The 22133-nt window shown below is 43.0% G+C and carries 18 protein-coding genes; 4 read left to right on the top strand and 14 right to left on the bottom strand.

The features are described from left to right. Positions 1-115 precede the first annotated feature (115 nt). The 4 genes from J7I80_RS05905 to J7I80_RS05920 all read right to left on the bottom strand — a co-directional run bounded on the left by J7I80_RS05905 (position 116) and on the right by J7I80_RS05920 (position 4853). Positions 116-1204: a glycosyltransferase family 4 protein gene (locus tag J7I80_RS05905; protein WP_214736547.1), complete on the bottom strand. Its 1089-nt coding sequence runs from the start codon at positions 1202-1204 to the stop codon at positions 116-118. Continuing rightward, positions 1182-2666, bottom strand: a complete 1485-nt coding sequence (locus tag J7I80_RS05910) for an O-antigen ligase family protein (RefSeq protein ID WP_214736548.1) — start codon at positions 2664-2666, stop codon at positions 1182-1184. Before J7I80_RS05910 ends, J7I80_RS05905 begins: the two co-directional genes overlap by 23 nt. Positions 2667-2843: 177 nt before the next feature. Next, on the bottom strand, positions 2844-3557 hold the full coding sequence (locus tag J7I80_RS05915; RefSeq protein WP_214736549.1) for a WecB/TagA/CpsF family glycosyltransferase: 714 nt from the start codon (positions 3555-3557) through the stop codon (positions 2844-2846). Between the two features lie 18 nt (positions 3558-3575). Beyond that, complete coding sequence (locus J7I80_RS05920) at positions 3576-4853, bottom strand: nucleotide sugar dehydrogenase (RefSeq protein ID WP_214736550.1); 1278 nt, start codon at positions 4851-4853, stop codon at positions 3576-3578. Positions 4854-5116: 263 nt separating this feature from the next. On the opposite strand from J7I80_RS05920, the gene csaB reads away from it, so the two are divergent. The 4 genes from csaB (at position 5117) to J7I80_RS05940 (ending at position 9574) form a co-directional block, all read left to right on the top strand. Next, positions 5117-6226, top strand: a complete 1110-nt coding sequence (gene csaB, locus J7I80_RS05925; RefSeq protein WP_214736551.1) for a polysaccharide pyruvyl transferase CsaB — start codon at positions 5117-5119, stop codon at positions 6224-6226. A 250-nt stretch (positions 6227-6476) separates the two neighbouring features. Next, on the top strand, positions 6477-7652 hold the full coding sequence (locus J7I80_RS05930) for a glycosyltransferase family 4 protein (RefSeq protein WP_214736553.1): 1176 nt from the start codon (positions 6477-6479) through the stop codon (positions 7650-7652). Positions 7653-7796: 144 nt separating this feature from the next. Beyond that, complete coding sequence (gene murJ / locus J7I80_RS05935) at positions 7797-9317, top strand: murein biosynthesis integral membrane protein MurJ (protein ID WP_214736555.1); 1521 nt, start codon at positions 7797-7799, stop codon at positions 9315-9317. 83 nt (positions 9318-9400) lie between these two features. Next, positions 9401-9574, top strand: coding sequence for a hypothetical protein (locus tag J7I80_RS05940; protein ID WP_214736558.1), 174 nt, complete (start codon positions 9401-9403; stop codon positions 9572-9574). A 200-nt stretch (positions 9575-9774) separates the two neighbouring features. On the opposite strand, the gene J7I80_RS05945 is transcribed toward J7I80_RS05940, so the two are convergent. The 10 genes from J7I80_RS05945 to J7I80_RS05990 form a co-directional block, all read right to left on the bottom strand. Beyond that, on the bottom strand, positions 9775-11766 hold the full coding sequence (locus J7I80_RS05945) for an S-layer homology domain-containing protein (RefSeq protein WP_214736560.1): 1992 nt from the start codon (positions 11764-11766) through the stop codon (positions 9775-9777). A gap of 230 nt (positions 11767-11996) precedes the next feature. Beyond that, a complete protein-coding gene (locus J7I80_RS05950) occupies positions 11997-12992 on the bottom strand; it encodes a C40 family peptidase (RefSeq protein WP_214736562.1) in 996 nt (331 codons plus the stop codon). A gap of 515 nt (positions 12993-13507) precedes the next feature. After that, the gene (locus tag J7I80_RS05955) at positions 13508-15427 is read right to left on the bottom strand and encodes a S8 family peptidase (RefSeq protein ID WP_214736564.1); all 1920 of its coding nucleotides are present in this window, start codon (positions 15425-15427) and stop codon (positions 13508-13510) included. A gap of 132 nt (positions 15428-15559) precedes the next feature. Continuing rightward, on the bottom strand, positions 15560-16981 hold the full coding sequence (locus J7I80_RS05960) for an N-acetylmuramoyl-L-alanine amidase (RefSeq protein ID WP_251027624.1): 1422 nt from the start codon (positions 16979-16981) through the stop codon (positions 15560-15562). A gap of 350 nt (positions 16982-17331) precedes the next feature. Next, positions 17332-17688: a DUF3221 domain-containing protein gene (locus J7I80_RS23260; protein WP_214736589.1), complete on the bottom strand. Its 357-nt coding sequence runs from the start codon at positions 17686-17688 to the stop codon at positions 17332-17334. Continuing rightward, complete coding sequence (locus J7I80_RS05970; protein WP_214736566.1) at positions 17684-18199, bottom strand: immunoglobulin-like domain-containing protein; 516 nt, start codon at positions 18197-18199, stop codon at positions 17684-17686. The genes J7I80_RS23260 and J7I80_RS05970 overlap by 5 nt, the downstream gene beginning before the upstream one ends. Before the next feature lie 12 nt (positions 18200-18211). Further along, complete coding sequence (locus J7I80_RS05975; RefSeq protein WP_214736569.1) at positions 18212-18712, bottom strand: immunoglobulin-like domain-containing protein; 501 nt, start codon at positions 18710-18712, stop codon at positions 18212-18214. Positions 18713-18821: 109 nt separating this feature from the next. After that, positions 18822-20522, bottom strand: a complete 1701-nt coding sequence (locus J7I80_RS05980) for a DUF4855 domain-containing protein (protein ID WP_214736571.1) — start codon at positions 20520-20522, stop codon at positions 18822-18824. A 242-nt stretch (positions 20523-20764) separates the two neighbouring features. Further along, a complete protein-coding gene (locus tag J7I80_RS05985) occupies positions 20765-21139 on the bottom strand; it encodes a hypothetical protein (protein ID WP_214736573.1) in 375 nt (124 codons plus the stop codon). Between the two features lie 325 nt (positions 21140-21464). Then, positions 21465-21620: a YwzD family small protein gene (locus J7I80_RS05990; RefSeq protein ID WP_214736576.1), complete on the bottom strand. Its 156-nt coding sequence runs from the start codon at positions 21618-21620 to the stop codon at positions 21465-21467. Between the last annotated feature and the right edge of the window lie 513 nt (positions 21621-22133).

A 22133-nucleotide genomic window follows, 5' to 3' on the forward strand; every position in this document is an offset into this window, starting at 1 on the left:
AGGATAAAAGTTTCATCTAATGCTAAAAATTTTTCCCAAACAAAAAACATGCAGGGTTCCCTACATGTTTTTGGCCCACAAAGATATAACTATGAGTGTATCTTCGGGAGTATGCTTAAATTTTTTTGTAAGTTTCTTCAGTGCTGTTTGCCAGCTGGTCGATGGAATAGAGCCTGGATGCTTTTTCGTACATGTTATCCCCGAGTTCTGGAAGGTTCGTTGTTTTGTACGCTTCGGTAATGGCTCCTGCCAGTGCTGCTGAATCTTTGATTGGCACGACCCAGCCCAAGGATGGATCGGAAATCAGATCCTTCACTCCGCCGACATCGGTGGAGATAACCGGTGTATGCGCACGAGCCGCTTCGAGGATGACTAGCGGAAAGCTTTCACTATATGAAGCGAGTAACTTGATATCTGAAAGGCACAGATAGGAATGGACATCCTGCTGGAAGCCAAGGAAGCGGACGTTTTCGGTTAACCCCTTGTCTCGGACTTCGCGCTCGAGGTCTTCCCTTTCCGGACCGTCACCGATCAGCAGAACTTTTACGTTTGGCTTTGTTGCCAACACTTTTTTCAGTGCTTCGAACACGACAGTGTGTCCTTTTATCGGATGCAGCCTTGCGACCATGCAGATGACAAAATCATCTTCTTTTAGTTGAATCTCTTCCCGTGACAGCTTGCATTCCAGCTGTTCGTCAAAGGAAATGCCATTATAGACCGTGGTGATTTTTTCAGCCGGCAGCCCGAAGCCGACAAGCATTTGCTTGAAGCGTTCAGAAACGGCGAAAAAATGGTCGATCTTTTTAATGACAGTCATATTGATCGTTGTGAAAATTTTGCCTTTGATGCCACCCTTGATGAAATCCTGGGACGGATCGCTGTGGATGGTGCTGATCCATTTGAACGGAGTCGTCTGCCGTACGAAATAGGCAAATAAATTGGCGCGCGGGCCATGTGTTTGGACAATTGAAATCTGATTGTCTTTGATCGTTTGTTTGATTTTACCGATAACGGAAAAATCGTAGCGGGAGGACTGGCCGTACATGATGACCGGAATCCCCATTTGCCTTGCTTCTTCCGATAGCTTCCCTTCCTGGAAAACTCCGAGGAAGACTTCTGTTTCTTTCAGGTTCTTCAATAAAGAAAGCAGGTGGTTTTTGGAACCACCTGTTTCTCCGCCGCTAATGAGATGAAGGACTTTCATTTTTTCCCCACCCTTTATAATTGATGCCGTGCGTGATGGCTGCGAGCATCATAAAGAAATAAGTTGTGAATGTCTTGTCTTCCCAGATATTGTAGAGAACGCCTACGACATAGACACCGGTCAGGACAGCAAGCACAGCCGTTGCGAGGCTGGTGTCTTTCCGCTTTTTCCAGAGGAAGAAAAGCATTCCCAGAAGGAAGACTGCGAACAGGATGACACCTGCAACCCCTGTTTGGGCGATGATCTGAATATATTGATTATCTGAGTAGATATTGTTCTCAATTCCATAGTCATCGTAGATAGGCGAGCCGTTGCCTTTTGCCGCGGAGTCACCGAAGGTTGCGAAACCCGTACCGATTACTGGGTGATCTTTGAAAATTTCAAAGCCTTTATTGACGATGAAAAGACGTCCGGTTGTTTTACTCAGCTCAACGGTGGACATTTCGAAAGTTTCCTTCATGCGTCGTTCTTCATCGGAAGGCTCATCTTCTTCTCCTGGATCTTCAGGAGTTACATTGCGTTGGATATTCTCACCAACTCCAGCATTTTTAAAATAGTTCGTCGCTTGTGTCACAGGAATGTTGATTAATATGATCGACAGAACTGCAGCAACAAAAAGTTTGCCTGTGCGCTGCCAGTTTTTCGAAACAGCCAGGTATACGGCCAGGGCAATGATAAATCCAATCCATGTACCCCTCGAGTATGTGAGGGTGATGATACCAAACATCAGAATCATCCCGATATTGAGGATGAGCTTTGTTTTGCCCGCGACAAATTGCTTTAAATAAATCGTGAGCATGACGGCTAATGATAGATACACTGCCAGTACGTTCGGATTGTCAATCAGTCCGTAGATGCGGACGCGGTTATTATAGGAAAGCGAACGGCCGACCCATTTTTCCGGCATCAGATAGGAACGGAGCGACATTTTTTCCACAAGTCCATGGAGACTGAGGAGTATTGCCATAATAAATGTCGTCCAAAGGAATTTCAGGATGTCTTCCTTTGTGATATCAAGACGTTTTACAACGTAGTAAACAATGTAAGTAATAACGAATGCGCGAATCTGGAAAATGATGACTCCTGGTTCAACGCCTGTGATGAAAGCTGATATGGCTCCGACTGCAAGGAAGCCGAAGAAGGCCCACTCGAAGATTTGGAACTTGAACAGACTTTTGAAGTTGCCGGTGCGAATCGCTGTAAATGCCACATTTGCGAACGTGGCCAGGATGATGAGATCTCCGACTATTTTTAATGATGGGTTGATTTCTATTAAAAATGGTCTAGTCGGGAAATACAATAGCAGCATTAAAAGTCCATTTTTAGGTGATACAAGAGCATATAGAGCTAAAACAGCTGCTGCCCCAAGGCCTGTAATCGTGCCGGGGAACAACAAAGCCACTACGAGAACCGGCAGGGCAATAAAGATGAACGGAAAATCTCTCCAGGTTAACGAGTTCATTCGAAAATTCCTTTCTCGTGCTTAATCGACATAGATGATATAAGTGCAGGTTTTTGACGAAATTTGTCTGACTTTTTAAATTATAAACAGGTTTTGCTTGTGTTTAAAGTAGTATTTACAATTTTGGGCAATTTAAAAGGCTTGAATAGTTAGTTCAAGCCTTATTTTGGTTCTGTATTATTTTGCGGTCAAGATCCTTGCAAGGAATTTTGGCAATGCGAGCTGGCGCTTGAATCGCTTTGGTTCTTTTAATAGGCGGTACAGCCATTCGATGCCGAGCTTGCGGAAAAATAATGGCGCGCGCTGGACTTTTCCTGAGAAGACGTCGAAGCTTCCGCCGACTCCCTGGAATACTTTTACGTTAAGCTTGCCCATGTTCTCGCGGATCCACAGCTCCTGCTTCGGGCTGCCCATCGCGACGAACAGCAATTCAGCTCCTGAAGCGTTGATTTTATCGACAATCTTGTCATTATCTTTTTCATACCCATTTTCGTAGCCGGAAATCACAAGGCCCGGGTATTTTTCTTCAAGCTTTTGCTTCGCTGTTGTGACGACCTCTTCTTTTGCGCCATAAAGGAAGACCTTATGATTTTCCTCGGCGGCAAAGCGGATCAGCCTGTCCATCATATCGACACCAGTCACGCGGGAGGAAATTTTGCCGCCCTTCATTTTCGAGGCAAGCAAAATTCCTACTCCATCCGGAATCTGGTAGGTTGATGAATTGATCAGCTGGCGGAGCTCTTCATTTTCTTCAGCGGCCATGACCTTTTCAGGGTTGACTGCGATTATCGTGGATTGCAGGCCTGCCTTCATTCGTTCACGCAGGTCTGCAATGATTTCTTCGTAATTATAAGGCGAAACATCGACGCCCAGGTAATTTTCTTTTTTCATGGCAAGTATCAAACCCTCTTAGAGCTGGATTGGTTTCAGTCCTGACAAATCACCGATTCTGTACAAAGTAACATAATCGTTATCAAGGTTCGTGCAGTTCTTCGTATCGAAGACGACTGGCGACTTCATTTTGGAAGCGACAAGTTTGCTGTCCAGCGTCTTGAATTCATTGTGGTCAGCCAATACGACGGCAACATGGGCTTCATTCAGCGCATCCTCTAATGAAAGAAGCGGGAATGTAACCTGATCCTGCTGGACATGAGGGTCATGGGCCACTGTTTCGAAACGCGGGTTTCGGGCCAGCAGTTGATAGATCTCGATTGCAGGGCTTTCACGCACGTCATCGATGTTTCCTTTATAGGTTAAGCCGAGTACAGCAATCTTCGGCTTTTCAATCTGGACTGTCAATTCTTCGATTTTTTCTGCAACGAATTCAGGCATTGAATTGTTGATATCGCGTGATAGCTTGATCAGCACGGATTCATTTCTTGCTTTTTCAACGATGAAGTATGGGTCAACTGCCAGGCAGTGTCCGCCAACTCCTGGTCCAGGCTGGTGGATATTGACGCGCGGATGCTTGTTGGCAAGCTCGATCACGTCATGGGCATTGACGCCTAATTTTGCACTGATTTTAGCGAGTTCATTGGCCAGGGCAATGTTGACATCACGGAATGTGTTTTCCATCAGTTTGGACATTTCCGCTGTGAGCGCCTCGGTTTCAATCACGTCTCCCGTAACGATGGCGCGGTATACGTCTGCAGCCTTTTTAGCAGCGACAGGAGTCGTTCCGCCGACAATACGAGTGTTTTCGATCAACTCGATCAAGATGCGGCCTGGAAGCACGCGCTCAGGGCAGTGTGCAAGGAAAATGTCGTTTTGCACGTCGTGTCCTGCCTCTTGAAGGATTGGTGCGACGACATCATCCATCGTTCTTGGCGGGATTGTCGATTCGACAATGACCACATCGCCTTTTTTAACGAAAGGAACGATCGCCTTTGTTGCGCTGATGACATAATCCACATTCGCAGTGTAATCGTGATGGATTGGTGTTGGCACGGCGATGATGAATACATCCGCTTCCTCGGGTGTGAGGGATGCGCGAAGCTTGCCTTTTTCAACGGCTTCTTTAACGAGCTCCGGGAGCCCGACTTCTTCAATTGTTACATTTCCATTATTTAAAGAGTTCACTACACGTTCGCTGACATCGACTCCGACAATATCATAGCCGGCTCTTGCAAAGATCGCAGCGGTTGGCAGTCCGATATAACCTAATCCAATGACACAAATCTTTTTCATTAAAAGGACCTCTCTTTTTAAGGCAGTTAATTATAGGTATTTATTGTGATTTTCTGATCAATCTAGCTTTAATTTCTAACATAGTATATCAAATCTTGTCAAACCATGCACCCTTCAACATTGAATGGTTTCGTTTATAATGTTAAAATATTGTTTAGCTTTTGGGTGCTTTCGATTTCGTTCGGCACCTTCTTTTTTTTACAGCTTATTACGCTTATGTTTTACCAACGCAATACTTTCTATATTAAGGAGGAGCAACTTCTTTGAAAATTGTCATCTCAGGATTTTATGGCCTCGGTAATACTGGTGACGAAGCCATACTTGAATCCATTGTCGATAACTTGCGAGAGCATTTAGACCAGCCAGAAATTACCGTATTCTCTTTATCACCGGAACAGACCGCAAAGGAACATAATGTCAAAACCGTGTACCGCGGCTGGCGCCATGATTTTAAAGCTAAGGTCAATGCTTTGAAGGAAGCTGACCTGCTGATCTCGGGCGGCGGCGGTTTGCTGCAGGATACATATCCTACCCGCTTTATTTTCGGGCCGCTTCCGTATTATCTGTTGATTGTCTTTTTGGCCAAGCTAGTAGGGACGAAGGTCATGTTCTTTTCCCAGGGGATTGGACCGGTAAACTCAACATGGGGCAAGATTTTAATGAAAGTGTTTGCCAATATGGCAGATTTCGTGACGGTCCGTGACCAGTTCTCGAAGGACCTGCTGCATAAATTGGGCGTTAAGCGTCCAGAGACTGTTGTGACTTCTGACATCGTGTTCGCTTTCCATCCGAAAAAGGATACAGCCGCGATGGACAGCCTGCAGCTGGAGCGTAAGGATAATCTTGTCGCTGTTTCTGTACGTCCATGGTTCGAAAAAGTAAAGCAGTTTGAGCAGATTGCGGAGATCCTCGATAACTGGATCGAAGCCCGCGACATCACGCCGGTGTTCGTGCCGATGGAAGGCCATCACGACGACACGGCAAGCAAAAATGTGCTGAAGCATATGAAGCATGCTGATAAATGCCATATCCTTGGCACGAATTTCACGCCTAATCAATACTTGAACTTCATCGGCGAATGCCAGATCACGATCGGCATGAGATTGCACGCATTGATTTTCTCGACGCTGACAGGCGTGCCGCATATTGGGTTAAGCTATGACAAAAAGGTCGAAAGCCTGCTCAAGCGCAGCGGCATGTGGCAATTCTCCGCCGTGCTTGAAGAAATGAATGTCGAAGAATTAACCAAGAACGGTTTAGAGCTGTTGGACAACAGGGAAAAATACAGCAAGATCGTTGAAGGCAACGCCGCAGAAATGCGCGTCGAAGCCGTTCGGAATGTTGACTTGCTGAAAGAGAACTTTGGTAAGTAAGCAGAAAGTGAGCAGAGGGACGGTTCTTGTGCTTGAAATGCCGGGAAAATGTTAGCAGAGGGACGGTTCTCCTGCTCTTTTCCTGGAAGTCCATTTAAGCACAGGGACGGTTCTACTGATTGATTTTGTAAGTTAACATGTTCAGGAATTCTGTGACATTTGACTAGTGTATATTATAGTAGGAATTTTTTATTAGGCAGATACTTCTAGAACTATTTTTCATCGTCAAAATAACCCAGGAGGTGCAATTATGAAAGTTCTTATTGCCACCGCTTATGACTATCCGCACGCTGGCGGGCTATCTACACACGTTGCGACATTAAAGGCCGGACTCGAGGAGCGCGGACATGAAGTTGATGTCCTTTCGTTCACGGATGTGTCTCCAGTAGTACGTAAGATGTACGCACAGGGGCCAAGCTTTGTCATCAACAAAGTAAAAAAGGGCCGTGGAATCCTTTGGAGCCATTATGCACGTAAGAATCTGCTGAAGGCTCTTATTTTAAAAAATAAAAACAAGAATTATGACATCATCAATGCCCAGGATCCTTTCACGACCCTGGCTGCTCTGGAAACGGGAATTCCTGTTGTTTCGACTGTCCATGGTTACATGGCTTTTGAAGCTGTCAGCAAAGGCTCGATTGATGAAGGCAGTCCGGAAGCAAATGAAATGCAGGAAATCGAGATCAAGGCATACCAAAACACCCGTAAGATCATTACGGTTGACCAGCGCCTGAAACAATATGTGAAGGACGTATCTGGTGTTGACGGGTTTGCGATCCGCAATTTTATCGATATTCACGGTTTCAAGCCTGATAAGGATCGAAAAAATGCGCTCCGTGATCAATACGGTATCTCCCGTGATGAAAATATTTTGTTCGTGCCGCGCCGCCTGACGAAAAAGAATGGCGTTATCTATCCGGCGCTTGCGATGCCTGCCGTGCTGAAGGAGTTTCCAAACACAAGGTTAATCTATGCAGGAAGCGGCGAGGCGTTGTCAGAAATCAAGAAAATTGTTGCTGAAAATGGACTTGAGGACAGAGTTGACCTGCTTGGTGCCGTTGCACATGACAAGGTTAAGGACTATTATGCACTTGCCGATGTTGCGCTTGTGCCGAGTGTCCACTCTGCCGGTGTGGAGGAAGCGACTTCGATTTCTGCGCTTGAAGCGATGGGTTCTGGTTCACCGCTGGTTGCCTGTGCAGTTGGCGGCTTGAAGGAAATCATCGAGGATAAAGAAGATGGTTTGCTCGTTGAGGAGAAGAACGTCCAGGAGCTTGCGGAAGCGATCATTTTCTTGTTGAAGAATCCGGAAAAAGGCGAGGAATTCGCCGCGAAGGCTCGCCAGAAGATTGAAGAGGAATACTCTCACCTTGCTGCGGCTGAGAAATACGAGGAAATCTATTTGAGCGCTTTAGGTCGTAAATAGTTTTTTGTGAGCATGATTACTGATATGATATAGTTTGAAACTAGTAAGGCGGGCATTGTTTCGCCTTACTTTTATTTAGGCTGTTTTTTAAATGACGGATCGAGCTTTGATGAAAATTCTTTTATAGAAAGTGACTGAAATGATATGGCGGGATTGAAAAAAACGGCCATTTGGATCACCCTCCTGGCTCTGGTCCTTAAGCTGTCAGGTTTTTTGCGGGAAAGTATCATTGCCAAAGAGTTCGGAGCAAGCGAATACACGGATGGCTATTTGCTGGCTTTTTCTTTCATTACGCTCGTTGTGGCGATGATCTCCGGCGGGTTCAATAACGTATTCCTTCCTATGTACATGCAAAAGCGAAAGGAAAGCCCGGAGGAGACAGAGCGGAATGCGAACGGCATTTTGAATGGCACTTTTTTAGTATTCCTTGGTGTGACCCTCGCTGGTTATTTCCTCGTTCCTTATATTGTGCCGCTGATCTATGGCAATATGACGGAGACGACCGAAAAGGTTGCTGTTGAAATCACTCAATTCTTTTTCCTGTTCATGAGTTTGATTGCGGTGAATGGGATTCTTGAGTCTTATTTGCAGGGACGACGGGTGTTTGTGCCGACGCAGGTTTCTAAATTGCTAGCAACCTTGATGGGTGCGGTTTTTGCGCTGTTATTCTCTGATCAATGGGGAATCTACAGCTTGGCATATGGTTTTATTTTCGGAACCTTCCTCGGAATGGTCATCCAGTTCTTCTTCCTGTTTAAGAACGGGTATAAGTGGCAGCCGACTGTTAAGGTGGAAAAAGCTTTTGGTTCGGCTTTCCTTGTCCTGCTGGCACCGGCGTTATTGAATTCGGTTGTTGGTCAGATTAATATGTTCGTGAATAAGTCGTTTGCTTCGGGCACCGAGAGCGCCGCTGTTACCTACCTGAACAACGCTTCCTTGTTGGTGAGCATTCCACAGGCGATTTACGCGACAACCGTGGCGGCAATCATTTTCACATTATTGTCTGATCAAGTGGACAACCACAAGAAGTTTCAGGGCACTGTGTTCATGGGCATGCAGATCACGCTTGTTACGCTGCTGCCGATTGCGGTCGGGCTGCTGCTTGTTGGCAAGGAAGCGATCTCATTTGTTTTCGAGCGTGGTCGCTTTACCGCAGAGGATACACAGAATACGTATGTTGCACTCGTTTACTACATTCCCTTGATTGTTACGCAGGGCTTGCAGTACATTGTGTCCAAATCGATGTACGCCCGCGGCAAGACGGCGATTGTGCTGAGGATCAGTATTACGACGATCGTCTTGAACCTTATCTTCAACTGGATTCTTGTAGGACCGTTTGGATATCCTGGGCTTGCGCTGACGAGTTCACTTGTGTCGATTTACTATTTGGGAGTATCGACGTTTGTCGTCTATAAGGATTTTGACCGGGAAGAGCGATTAAGGTTGGCTAAGCTGTTCGCGAAGGTCATCCTGCCGACTGTAATCATGGCAGTTCCAATTTATTTGATCAAACAGTTCACAGCGATTTCCGAACTATACTCACTCATTCAGCTAGGCATTTTGGTGCCACTAGGGGTAGTGCTATATGCAGCTGGAATTTACTTCTTCTATCGAGAAGGCTTCAGACAGCTGCTCGGGATACTGCGGAAGAAGAAAGCGTCTTGATATTGATATTTGTTGTTTTAACACAGTAAAGCGGTGGGGGTCAGACCCCCACCGCTTTACTGTACTAAAAAGGGAGTGTTCTAATGACTATATTCTATATAACAGTAGCCGGCATTTTAGGATTTATCTTTCTAGGGCTGCCTGGGGCAGTTATAGGTGGATTGTTTGGAATTGTGTTTGGTGCTAGTCAGTCCAACCATAAGAGAATTGTTAAGGTGGAAAAGGAATTGAACCAGCTGAAAAACAATAATCAATAGTAAACTTCCTGAGGTACACCCTCACCGAACGGATTCGATATTTTCCTCCAAAATAAAAAGATTGCAGTTAGACTCGATATAAGAGAGTTTAACTGCAATCTTTTTTAAGGCACATTATACCCTTTGTGTTTCTTATCCTAACTTCCCATTGTACCCTGTTGAAAAAACAAGCAGTAGAACCGTCCCTCTGCTCACTTTTCTCACTTTACTAGGGGCAGATCTTTGATGAGGTCGGAACGGATGTATACTTCGTTTTGGGTTGTTGAGTCGGACATGATTTTGAACCAGTAGTAGCCGTCTGTATGTTTTTGTGATTCTAGGATTGCGACTGGTAATCCTGCGTATTTGTTTGTATATGCTATTGCAGATTCTACTCCTGGGTTGATTCTTGCATTTACTCCGTCAACTGTTGTTTCACCGATTCGGTATGCGTTTGCTGAACGGTCTTTCTTGCCTAGGAATTTATCTACACGGTGCATATGCCCCGCAATTTTTTGTCCCCAAAAAGGATCTGAAGCGTATTTTACGTTGAAGCCTCGTGCTTTGTTACCTGTTATTGCTCCATTCGCAAATGAACCTGTAGGACTAATATAATTTTTGTTAAGATAACGGTTCGCCAAAGCATCAATTGCTTCTTTAGGCGAAGCGAAAAATTCAGCTGCATCTGTATTTCCATCATACGCTTTAATACCGAAAAGGTTATTTCGTTCCAAAGCATACTTGCTCATTCCAAAGTCACTTTCATGCATAGCTAAACCCAAAATCAACAGGGCATTGATATTATGCTCTAATTCAGCACCCTTGAGATATGTTCCGATTTCTCTAATTTTACTAACCTTTGTTGCGTCTTTGTATCTAGCATAGTTAGTTGGGTTCGAAACATATAATGCCTCTTTTTCTGCCAGGACATTGTTGATATATAGGTTTAACTGTTCTGCTGAATAAATGGAATCAGTCCTTGCAGGCAGGTAATTGAAGTATTGATATCCTGTGCCGACAGCTCTTCCATTCAAGTCAGTATATTGTCCGCCATCCCAGCTATAATACTTCTGGTCTTTAACAAGGAAACTTGGTGCAAATCCCATTGTATATGATACGTATGTTTTTTTGACTGGATCAAAGATAGAGTGAACCAATTCGCCATTGCCATTTACAGAGTAATAGTTTCTTCCTTCTACCAGCTGAAGTGGAACCAGTGATACCTCTTCATGCTTAACGTATACCGTCTTACCAGCAAGGAGCACTTTTACATAATTCTCTGTTGCATCCAGATACTTCATTTCCTGTCCTGCAGGTAAATAAGTTATAGCAGATTTTAATGAAGAATCCTGATAAATATATGTGATTGATTTTCCTAGAGCCGGTTTTGACCATACAAGACCTGTATTCATTTCAACTATTTGTTCATTAACAGTAACTACTTGATTGTATGCTGTTGCTGCGCTTTTTGCCGAATCGAAGGAAGAATATGTCTTCGTACTGTACGTTAATTCACCAGAAGGTAGGATTGTTGCCACTTTATAACCTGCCGCTCCATCTTCACCTGGTTCTTCAGGAATCTTCGCTTCTTCCATTTTGTTTAGCATTCTGTAGATAAATGCTGCGGCTTCCTGGCGTGTAGCTGTTTTCTTTGGCAGGAACTTATAGGTTCCATCTCCATTCGAAAGACCTTTTATAATACCATCTCTTGAATTCTTTGCTACTGCCATTTTAAAAATATCATTAATTTCATTCGCATCCGAAAAACTAAGTACTGCTTCGTCGCGATCGATTTGCATATAATTGAAAGCACGATCAATCATTGTCGCAGCCTGTTCTCTTGAAATTTGGTCATCAATCCCAAACTTTGTAGGAGTATAGCCCATAATAATTCCGGCGCTGGCCGCACTATTTATTCCTTTTGATAATGGGGATGAAAGAGGGACGTCAGCAAATACTGGAGTACCATCTGGTAAATGGAGAGCACGTGATATAAACGTTGCAAACTGCCCTCGAGAAACCTCCAAATTCGGCTTATAAACCCCTTCACCAAACCCCTGCATAACTCCCTCAGCAATCATCGCACGCATCTCTGTCTCTAAAGTGGACCCTGTTATATCGTCTTGCGCAAAAGCCGTTGGCTGATGTATCGTCAATAAACTTCCCATTGTCAAACCGAATGTCAGGATGAGCTTGCCAAATTTCTTCCTCATTATTCTCCCCCTAGTTGTTGTTTGTCTTTTTGACAACATTCTCTCTGATTCTACCAATTCATTTACAATTTTAGTAGATTTTCTGGTGATTTTTTTAAAAAATGGTCGTAATTTCCCGGTTTATAATTATTATCTGTCTTAATATCGGTCTATCAACTTATGTTTTTAGAAAAATACAGCAAAAAGGCTTATAGAAAAAGCTGGGATTCCTCCCAGCTTTTTAACTCTTACTAGTATGCCGAATTATAGATTGCGGCTGCGAATGTGGCTCTTGTTGCTTTTAAAGAAGAACCATATTTGTCCCCAGCGAAAATTGACGTCTTGTCGATTTGTTTCATGATTTGGATGGCATCATAAGCCCAGTATCCCGGCTCGATATCCGTATAGGCAACACTTGCTGATTGAATCCCTTGATGGCTGAGCTTGAAGGCTCTTTGGACGATGGCAGCCATTTCTGCTTTAGTCATATAATTGTTCGGTCGGAATGTGCCGTCTGCAAATCCTCCGATTACTCCCGCTTCCCTGATGGCAGCAATATCTGCCGCAAATTGATAGTTTGCCGGGACGTCGCTGAATCCTTCCAATGAAGTAGCTTGACGTTTCAGCACACGATTGATAATAGCAGCAGCTTGTCCTCTTGTCACAGGCTGTTCTGGCTGGAACGTGCTATTGTCGATTCCTTTAATTACATTTTGGTTACTCAACGTCAAGACAGCTTCATAAGCCAAATGTTCCTTAGGTACATCCTGATATTCACCAGGCTTTAATACTGCTTCTTTTAAAACTCGCTTTGCTCCGTAAAATTTTGGTCCCCAATAAGAGCTGTCCAGTGAATCAATTTTGATTCCCCTGCTCGTTGTAGCACTTAAGAATTGGTTGTCTCCTATGTATATACCAGAGTGTGTAACCCCTGCTTTATTATATGTCTTTTCAAAAAAAACGAGGTCACCAGGCTGAAGGTTTGCTCTTGAAACTGGCTCCCCTACATTATATTGATCCGCAGATATACGCGGCATATCTACACCAATCTCATCATAGACATATCCAATGAATCCTGAGCAATCAAATCCGCTTGGAGTCGTTCCTCCGTAAAGGTATGGGACTCCTATGTATTTTTTGGCAATCTCGACGATTTGCTCCTGCTGTGTTGCTGCCATGGCTGATTGGAATGGAAGAAAGGATACTAGTAATGTCGCTAAAATAAGCCGGGTAACAAACTTCTTCATTTTTACACCTCTGCCTCGTTGTTTTTTTGTTACAAATTATCAGAATTTGGTTCTATGTGACTATATTAGCAGAATTATAGTGTCATGACTTTTACGATTCTATTACAATTCTTTAACATCAGGTTATAAGGTCGTTATTTCGGGTAAAATACCTAATTATATCGGTTGGGTTTGGGAGATGTTTAGCTTTTTGGTAATAAAAACGTAATATTTATGCCATTTGTTACCGCTCGACAAACTTCGACACGTTTCGATATAATTATAGTACGTTAAGATTTTGGTTGGTAATCCATTTCGGCGCACCAACAAGCCATTTGGCACCGGATTGGTAACCCGGCGTCCCGACATTGATCTGGTAAATCGATGTCATCATTCGACAATCCCTGTCGAAATAAAGAAGCCGCTCCCTGATTGTTTAAAGGGAGCGGCTTCTTTATATTTTGGCTCAGTTAAATTTAACTGTTGAATTTCGTTCAATGCGCTTTGCTTTCCACTAAAAAATCAACATTGGGACATTATTTCAAAGCACTGTTATTCGCTTTTGACAGGAACACCGAGTAATTAGACCTCAGCATTTTTTCATTTGGTTTAAAAGTACCATCCGCATAACCAGAAACGATTTTTGCAGCTGCTAGATTGTAGATCTGCTGGTAGCCCGACATGCCAGAAGGCACATCCGAAAACCCTCCAACAGGACCCGCAGGAAGATTGTATGCCTTAGAAATCATGATGGACATTTCTGCACGGGTAACACTGGCGTTGGGATTGAAAGTGCCATTCCCAAGTCCGCTGATGATTCCTCGCTCTACAGCGGACTGTATGTAGCCTGAAGCAAAGCTGCTGCTTGGGACATCCGTGAATTTTGTTGATCTTTGTCTGCCATCAAGTTTCAAGGCCCTGCCCAGCATTGTAACTGCTTCTGCCCGCGTTACATAGCTTGCCGGCTTCAAGTAGTTCGATGCATCCCCTTTTAAAATCCCCTCTGAATAAAGGTACATCATATTCCGGCTGTACCATGCTGAGTTTGTGAGATCTGGTATGGCCGGGCTGTTCAATGACACATCCACTATCGAGGCCGTCTGTTTTACCCCGTTCAGCCATGGATATACCAAATACTCGAGACTGCCTTTTGCTCCATAATCCCTGAAAAATTGACTGGATGCTTTCTCAGCAATCAGTTTTCCTCCCCTGTAAATAGAGTAGGATTGATATTTTTCCAAAAGCGGCTGCATGTTCAATTCAAAGGAACCTTTTCCATCTGCAGTATAAGTGATTGGCAGCTGTGGAGTTTCAACCGGGGCAGTATCTGCCTGCGCAATTCCAAATCCATAAAATCTATCCCTGCCAGCCGTTCCAAGGTCCCTGGCATTCTTTTGTAAAAGAGAGCGGATCTGTTTGTTCGTGTATCCTGGGTATTTTTCTTTATAAAGAGCAGCAATGCCTGCGACAAACGGGGCAGCCATCGAGGTGCCGCTCATGGTTCCATATCCACCTGAAGGAATCGTTGAGTAGATTATTTCTCCGGGAGCAGCAATCTCCACTTCATAACCCGTTGAGGATGTAGAGACCCTGCGATTACTTTTGTCAACTGATGAAACCGCCATTACACTTTCATATTTCGCCGGATACATCACCGTTTCATCTCCGCCGCTGAATGAGCCTTCATTGCCGGCGGCCGCAATTACAAGGATGCCATTTTGGTTAGCTTTGTCGACCATAGACTTGATTCCCATATCAGAGTATGGTGTTGTCAGGCTCATATTAATGATATGGACTCTCTGGCTGATCGCCCATTCGATTCCAGCCATGATGGTGGAAGTGGTCCCATTCCCTTCGCCATCGAGAGCTTTAACCGCAAAAATTTCAGCCCCCGGCGCCACACCGACTATCCCTACATTATTATTTTTCGCAGCAATGATCCCCGCAACATGTGTCCCATGTCCATTTTCATCCAAGAAGGATTGTTTACACGCATCCTGGCTTATGGACTCATCCAACGTGCATTTCCCAGCCTTTACAGTGAGGTCCTCATGCGCTGAGTCAACACCTGTATCGATGATGGCCACCTTTACTCCTTTTCCGGTTAAAGTAGAAGGTACCTTTGCTTTCAAGTTTAAATTAGTATGGGCCCATGGTGTAAGTTGCCCGCTTGTCTGAAAGTGGTTCTCCTTGTGATAACTTTTTACTAAGCCCAGGTTTTGGAACTCTTCCAGTTTTGCCTGTTTAATATCTACTGCTGCCGCACCAACCATTTCGAATATTTGAATGATGTCGCCGCCACTATCTTTTATCATTTCCAGGGAATCAACATTTTCATAGAATACTATATACCGCCCTGGCTCTTCACCGATTTCTGCTGCAGCTGCAAAGGCTGACGGAACGAAAGTCAGAGCAATCAGAGCAACCGATAATAATAATCCAATACATTTTCTCATGCAAATTCCCCGTTTCTTTTTATAAAGCCCTTGTCAGCATGTGCAAAGGAGCGATATTTCGCCAAATATAGAGGAAAAGGAGTCTATTAGCAGACTCCTTTCCCAATGATCATAAGTTCATATTATCCTATTTTAGTTTACATTGCTATATAGATAGGAAACGTTGTAGCCTTTCGCCTTATAGTAATCCAGGATTCCAAGGTACATTGCTTCCGCAGCTTCCTGACGCCACCATGATGAAGCAAGCTTCGGGTTATCAATGGAGCTATCGATGAAGCCTAACTCAACCAATACAGCTGGCATTGTGTTTTCACGGATAACATGGAAATTACCATGGTCAACGCCGCGATCCACCAATTTCCAGGCCTCAAGTAAGCGAGTTTGAATTTTCTGGGCTAACAGCTTGCTATCTGCGGTATAAGGATTTGTCGCAGCTGAATTGTAGTAATACGTTTCCGTTCCATTAGCTGTAGCATTGAATGCGTTAGCATGGATACTGATGAAAGTATCGGCCCCCACATTTTTCGCAAAGCTTACGCGCTCAGCCAGTGTCAGGTAAACATCTGTTTCTCTAGTAAGCTTGTAAGAGAACGGTGTTTTTGCAAGCAGTGCCTTCAGTTTTAATGAAGTATCAAGGACGACTGCTTTTTCAGTTATTCCATAACCTGTTGCACCAGGATCCTTGCCGCCGTGACCTGGATCGATCACAATCATTTGTGAAAATAATGGATTCGGGTTAGAGGCAGGCAATGGCTTGTTCATAAAGTCAGGATAAGTTCCCGCTAAATAATATCCATGTACAAGTCCTTCTACGTTTCCTGAACGAATGAATACCCAATCTCCTACTTTATAAGAAGCCTCTACTTGAGCGCCGTCAGGCAAAGCGTCAACTTTATCGAAATTTGTTGATGGGCCTGTTCTGACATTCAGCGTGTCACCGCCCGCATTGACTTTTAGATCTCCGCCAAACTCTTCTGTTGCATTAATACGGTATTTATAATTGATTGCTCTTGCTAAAAACACAGAAAAGTCAGCTCTGGTAATTTGAAGCTCATATCCGAAGTTACCAGGAGAAATCCCCTGAGCGATCCCTTTATCCATCAGCATTTTCGCAGCTGCAATGGAATCAGAGTAGCCGCCATACAAAAACGCCCGATTAATCAGAACAGCCATCTCACCGCGCTTCACTGGCTGGTCAGGACGGAAAGTGCCATCATTGTATCCGGTGATGATATTCTTTTCTACAGCAGATTGAATAAAGCCTGATGCAAAACTACTGCTATCCACGTCCCTGAACATTGTCACCCGCTTTGTGCCATTCAAGTTCAGCGCACGGCCAAGCATCGTAGCTGCTTCAGCACGAGTCACAATCTTGGTAGGGTTAAAATACCCCCCTGTTCCATTCACTATATTTCCATTGGCAAGGTATGTAATCTCAGCATAAGCTCTGTGTGAACTTTCCAGATCATTAAAGGATACAGCTGCTTCTGAGCTTTTTGCTGTCATTGGCAGAATCAACAAGACAAGTACAATCATGGAGACAAATTTCTTCAAAATCCGCCTGCTCCCTTCGTCGTTTTTTTTACATTTTATCACATGGAAGTGGTGCCTGAATCATCCAATTTATCTAGATAAAGGTGCTTTAGGTGTAAAAAATTAGGAGGTGAAAGGGAGAGTTGTTGATATAACAACGTTTACAGCTTTTAGATTTGGAATAAATTACATGTTTCAAATCAATTGATTTTGGGGAAATAAATAATTTTGGATGGATTGGAAACTCTTATGAGACAGATTTACAGAATTTTCATCAAAAATCGCAACTTATTATCTATTAATCTTTCGTTGCTAGGTGTCTTTTTTACTAGCATGAAAAATCCGGAACGATAAATAGCTCGTTCCGGATTTTAATTGAGTATGAGTAAAAATGCAGCTTCATCTGAACCAGGCAGTGAAGCATCCCCTACACCATCAGAAAACACCTTCACTTTTTGCCCAACCACTAGCTTTCTTGTTATGAAGGAAGGAATCATTTTGGTGTCATAAAAGGTTCCTTTGAATTTGTAGATTTCTTTCAATTCCTCTTCCGTTTTCCCTTGGATGTTTTCCTCCGAGTCCCTAACCAGCCAAATATCTTCATTAGATACGCTGATTATATAACCGGTATTTATGTGATTGGCTTCAGTGAAAATGAAGGCAGAAATACCGAGGAAGGCGATTATCCTGTGATAATTAGTGTTTTTTTCATATCGTGCCCCCTTAATTTTTCGCGCCTACAGTTATAGTGTGGGCCAGAACTAGATCTTGTTGGCCTTTCTCTTTAGCCTTCAGGACTTTTAACAATCTATATTTTCCTTCCTCAGAAATCATTTCATCCAACATTTTGTTATTAATTTTCTGATGGTAGCCCCCATTAGGGCCAATGTATTCTGTTCTTCCTTCAAGAGATGCTTCTTTCGGGAATGGAACCTCATACCAGGCACCGTCAATAAACTTTTCCACAGTGTATTCAGGACTAGATAAAAAAGTATGGGAGCCATTATTGTATATTTCCAGGAACGAAAATTCAGGAGCCGGTTTAATCGGATGCATCATCAGGGCTATTCTAAGATTGTTCTGCTGATCCTCACTCGTCAATTCTCTGTACTTTGATTTGATTTTTTGATCCGTTGCAACCTTTGTTTGCAAGGGTTCGTTCTGAGAAATGGGTTCTTGCTGTGATGTACAACCGGTTAGTAATAGAGCTCCTGTCAGCAAAATGGCAACTCTGTTCATATCTTTCCTCCTCTACCCGTCGATGGTTAAAGTAAGAGCTAGTACAACATCCTTTTGGCCTTTTTCTTTGGGCTTCAGGACTTTTATCAGCCTATACTTTCCATTTGTATAATATTTTTTGTCGAATACATTATTGATCTTTTGATGATATCTTCCTCCTGGCCCAATATAAGCGGTTTTTCCAACGAAATCTGTTCCCTCAGGAAGAGGCATCTCATACCAGGCTCCATCGTGAAGTTTTTCTATCATAAATTCCGGACTTACTAAATACGTTTGTGAACCATTATTGGAGATTCCCAGGTTTTCAATAGGAGGTGGAGGTAACATTAGGTACATTTCACCTGCCATCACTATTTCTTTGTCTTCATTGGTTAATTCACCGTACTTCGATTTGTTTTTTTGAACTGAAGCCGCACTTATTTCTTTGTTACTATGTTGAGAAATGGTTTCTTGATAAGGTTCACATGCGGTTAGCAAAAGCATTCCTGCCAGTAAAATAGTGAATCTTTTCATAGATATCCCTCCTACCTATGAGTAGACGATTTTTTACAGAAAAGGTTTTAATGTTTTTATAAAAGTGACTTTTTACCCAATAAAAAAAGCAAGGTGACGGGCACCTTGCTTACTGTTCAACATTAGGTTGATTCTTATATGCCAGGCTGCTCAACAATTGGTACGCCTGGTAATACGAAGGCTGATCTGAATATTTCACCATGCGGTCCACCATCCCGATTCCCTGGTAAAAAATAAGGCTTTGCCCCGGGAGGTTATATCGATGAGCCATTTCGATGTATTGTTTGAAATTTTCTATACCAGCATCTATTTGGTGCGGACCGTACTGATCAATTTCAATATTGATCCCGCTTCCGTAAATCTGCGCGTTCAGAAATGCCCTGTGCAGACGGGCTGGTGTGTCGGTAAGCTTAAGCCTGAAAGCATTTGGCTGTAGATAGGCGCCATCAAAGCCGTAATTTTTCCAGCGATCGAAATTGGATGAAGTCGCATGAGGAGAATAGATGAAGCTCATTCCCTTTTTATGGATTTCCTCTGAAATCTTCGTCACCAAAATCTCATCCTGAGGATGTCCCATTGTTTCACTCATCCAGTAATAGCCTTTAAGTTCCAGGTTCGAAAATTCAATAAGCCTCCAAAGCGTCTCAACCTGATCCATATACCAGCTGGCTAACTTCTGGCGCTCGTCCATATTGTTAGGATACACCTTGCCGTCGACACCAATGAAATCCCCGGTCATTTTTGGATAAGGAATGGAGATATAGACATTGGCTGTTTTATTAACATTTTTTGCTGATTCATTGAGATTATTAAGGACTCCTTCGTCAGCAAAGGTATGGTTCATATACCACCACCAGTCCATATAATTCGAATCATTTTTGGCGTGGTAGCCGAACTCTCCCCCCGGATAGCTTCTGCCCAGAATGATAAAGGTATCGAACAATGTATCGGTACCGCCATCGGAGGTAAGGTATGATTTAAAGTATTCGGGTGTAAAAATGTTTGTGTTTTCTGCTCCATTATAAATAAGTGCTCCATTTTGGATGCCGGTCTTTTCGAGCTTGCCCGGTTCCTCTGAGTAGGTAACCAGTGTATTGCTAACTGGATGTACAGTCGCTTTTGGATAGTTTATCGCAAGATTGATTGCTTCTTCGGCATTTCTCACTGTATGAAGAATCTCACCATCCTGTTTGACGGTATATTTTAGCGGCTTGCTGTAAATCCGGGAAAGGAACACCGAGAATTGCAGACGGTTCACTGACAGGTCAGGCCTGAAGGTTCCATCTCCATACCCAGTTGTAATGTTATTCACTGCAATCGCATCTACGTACTTATAGAAAGGATCGGTTTTTTTCACATCAGTAAAAGATGATTGGTTCTTGCCTTCATAGGCGAAGCCTACCGCCAGCACTTTGGCCATTTCTTTTCTCGTCAGCGGCTCATTGGGCTGGAATTTCTTCGCATTCAGGGTGAACATGCCTTTGTTGACTGCGTAGATTACCTCCTGATACCCTCTTGTCGAAGGATTCATATCGGTCGGAATCAGCACCGGGTTTTCAAGGACTGGGAGCTTCATTGCACGCCCCATCATAACAGCGGCATCCAGACGCGTGATCGTTTTGTTAGGAAGGAACTTACCGCCGAAACCCAGGATGACTTCTTTTTCGGTCAAAAATTTTATATCATGATAGGCCCAGTGGCTTTGGGGAACATCGCTGAACGTTGTGATCAATTTGGTCGCTCCTGCCTTGTTTGGTATGTAACCGAATAGGATGGCAAAGCTCAGAATTATGATTGTTACTTTTTTCATGGTGTATACCTCTTCTTTTACTGCGAATTTTATAGTCCAATAATGTATGTATCGTCCATACCTGTTAAATATTAACACAACTATAGGAGTTTTTCATGATTTTGCATGCAGCCTGTTGCGGTTTTTCATATAAAAAAGGCGGTTCAATAAGCTGAACCGCCTTTTTTATGAAATATATATGATTAAGTTTTTAACACTGAATGATGTGATGATACATTTATATTTCCAGCTCGGGCTGAGCGCTATTTCTTATATGTTTCGATAATGTATTTGGCTTCCATTTTACAAGAATAATCAAATTCCCTGCCATGCTTTGTCTGAAGGCTCTCAATCTCCTCCATTTGAGCTTGCGTTGGCGCTTCCGTGAAAATTTTGTTGATTACCTCATTGATTTTCACAGCTAACTCCTCATGAAAAACGGGATCCGCCTTCATTTCATCACTAATTTGGCCGTACCAGGAAGCTGAAGTCTCGATATATTCCTTCCATTCCCTGATGAAATCCTCAACATTAAACTTATCTTCATTCCAGCCAATCCTACCCATATACTGCTCAAAAGACGTAGTAATCGACCTGGAAATGCTTATCTTAATTCCAGAAGCAAGATCTTTAAACATCCTATTTAAGGAACCCCCTACACGTAATGCGATAATGTATTGCACTAAAGTATAACATAAATACAATACCACACTACCCATAAAAAACACAAATCCAGGAAAATGTGTGCAGAGGGACGGTTCTTCTGCTCGTTTTTTGGAGTGGTGCAGGAGTGAGCAGAGGGACGGTTCTTCTGCTTGTTTTTTGAGGTGGCGCAAGAGTAAGCAGGGGGACGGTTCTTCTGCTTGTTTTTTAGAAGTTGCAGAAGAACCGTCCCCCTGATTGTTTTTTCAGCAAAATAAAAAGCAAATGACACCCAGATTTATGGATTGCCATTTGCTTTATTTATTTTAATAATGATTTCTTTAGATCTTCTTTTAAATCTGCCATGATTTTTTCCACGGTGATTTCTTTTTCATTCATACCCTTTTCATATGTCTTCTTTATCACATCGAAAAAATGCTCTTGGTTAATATCTGTCATTTTTAGCTGCTGTTCCAATGGACGAACCTCCTGAAATCAATATCACTATAATATAGAAATCTAGCAAATTTGTAAATACATTTCCAATTATTCCTAATGTTTATTTCACGATTTTCATAACTAATAATAAACCAACAATTATACAGACTTGTCTCTGCCTTATTACAGATTCATAACAATTAGCAAGCAGAGGGACGGTTCTTGTGCTTGTTTTTCTCTACATGGCAGCAAATCATTTAAAACCCTTTGCAGTTCCTTCATTAATTTCTTTTTATTAATTTATGAAAACAAACTTTTTAAAGCGACTATATTTTGATTAAATAGGCTTCATTTAGATTTATATTTTTATGTTGGTTGTAGATAAGTGGCTTAATCCACTGTCGGTCCACTACATATTCCTCCAAAATCCAAATCTTAAACATGGAAGATATAATCCAATAAATTATGGCCATGCATACTTCTATTTGACGTATTAAGAAGAAGGAAGTTACAGGTGAAATTAGTTTACATTTTAAAGCATTAACGGGCTGG

This window comes from Bacillus sp. ISL-41, assembly GCF_018613235.1.
In the GTDB taxonomy this organism is placed as follows: Bacteria; Bacillota; Bacilli; order Bacillales; family Cytobacillaceae; genus Mesobacillus.

What these genes read in the sequence shown, in the direction of transcription:
- J7I80_RS05945 (WP_214736560.1), bottom strand. Translation starts at nt 11,766, where the DNA reads ATGAGGAAGAAATTTGGCAAGCTCATCCTGACATTCGGTTTGACAATG.
- J7I80_RS05915 (WP_214736549.1), bottom strand. Translation starts at nt 3,557, where the DNA reads ATGAAAAAAGAAAATTACCTGGGCGTCGATGTTTCGCCTTATAATTAC.
- J7I80_RS05920 (WP_214736550.1), bottom strand. Translation starts at nt 4,853, where the DNA reads ATGAAAAAGATTTGTGTCATTGGATTAGGTTATATCGGACTGCCAACC.
- J7I80_RS05930 (WP_214736553.1), top strand. Translation starts at nt 6,477, where the DNA reads ATGAAAGTTCTTATTGCCACCGCTTATGACTATCCGCACGCTGGCGGG.
- J7I80_RS05955 (WP_214736564.1), bottom strand. Translation starts at nt 15,427, where the DNA reads ATGAGAAAATGTATTGGATTATTATTATCGGTTGCTCTGATTGCTCTG.
- J7I80_RS05980 (WP_214736571.1), bottom strand. Translation starts at nt 20,522, where the DNA reads ATGAAAAAAGTAACAATCATAATTCTGAGCTTTGCCATCCTATTCGGT.
- J7I80_RS05975 (WP_214736569.1), bottom strand. Translation starts at nt 18,712, where the DNA reads ATGAAAAGATTCACTATTTTACTGGCAGGAATGCTTTTGCTAACCGCA.
- J7I80_RS05985 (WP_214736573.1), bottom strand. Translation starts at nt 21,139, where the DNA reads ATGTTTAAAGATCTTGCTTCTGGAATTAAGATAAGCATTTCCAGGTCG.
- J7I80_RS05950 (WP_214736562.1), bottom strand. Translation starts at nt 12,992, where the DNA reads ATGAAGAAGTTTGTTACCCGGCTTATTTTAGCGACATTACTAGTATCC.
- J7I80_RS05905 (WP_214736547.1), bottom strand. Translation starts at nt 1,204, where the DNA reads ATGAAAGTCCTTCATCTCATTAGCGGCGGAGAAACAGGTGGTTCCAAA.
- J7I80_RS05970 (WP_214736566.1), bottom strand. Translation starts at nt 18,199, where the DNA reads ATGAACAGAGTTGCCATTTTGCTGACAGGAGCTCTATTACTAACCGGT.
- J7I80_RS05940 (WP_214736558.1), top strand. Translation starts at nt 9,401, where the DNA reads ATGACTATATTCTATATAACAGTAGCCGGCATTTTAGGATTTATCTTT.
- J7I80_RS05910 (WP_214736548.1), bottom strand. Translation starts at nt 2,666, where the DNA reads ATGAACTCGTTAACCTGGAGAGATTTTCCGTTCATCTTTATTGCCCTG.
- murJ (WP_214736555.1), top strand. Translation starts at nt 7,797, where the DNA reads ATGGCGGGATTGAAAAAAACGGCCATTTGGATCACCCTCCTGGCTCTG.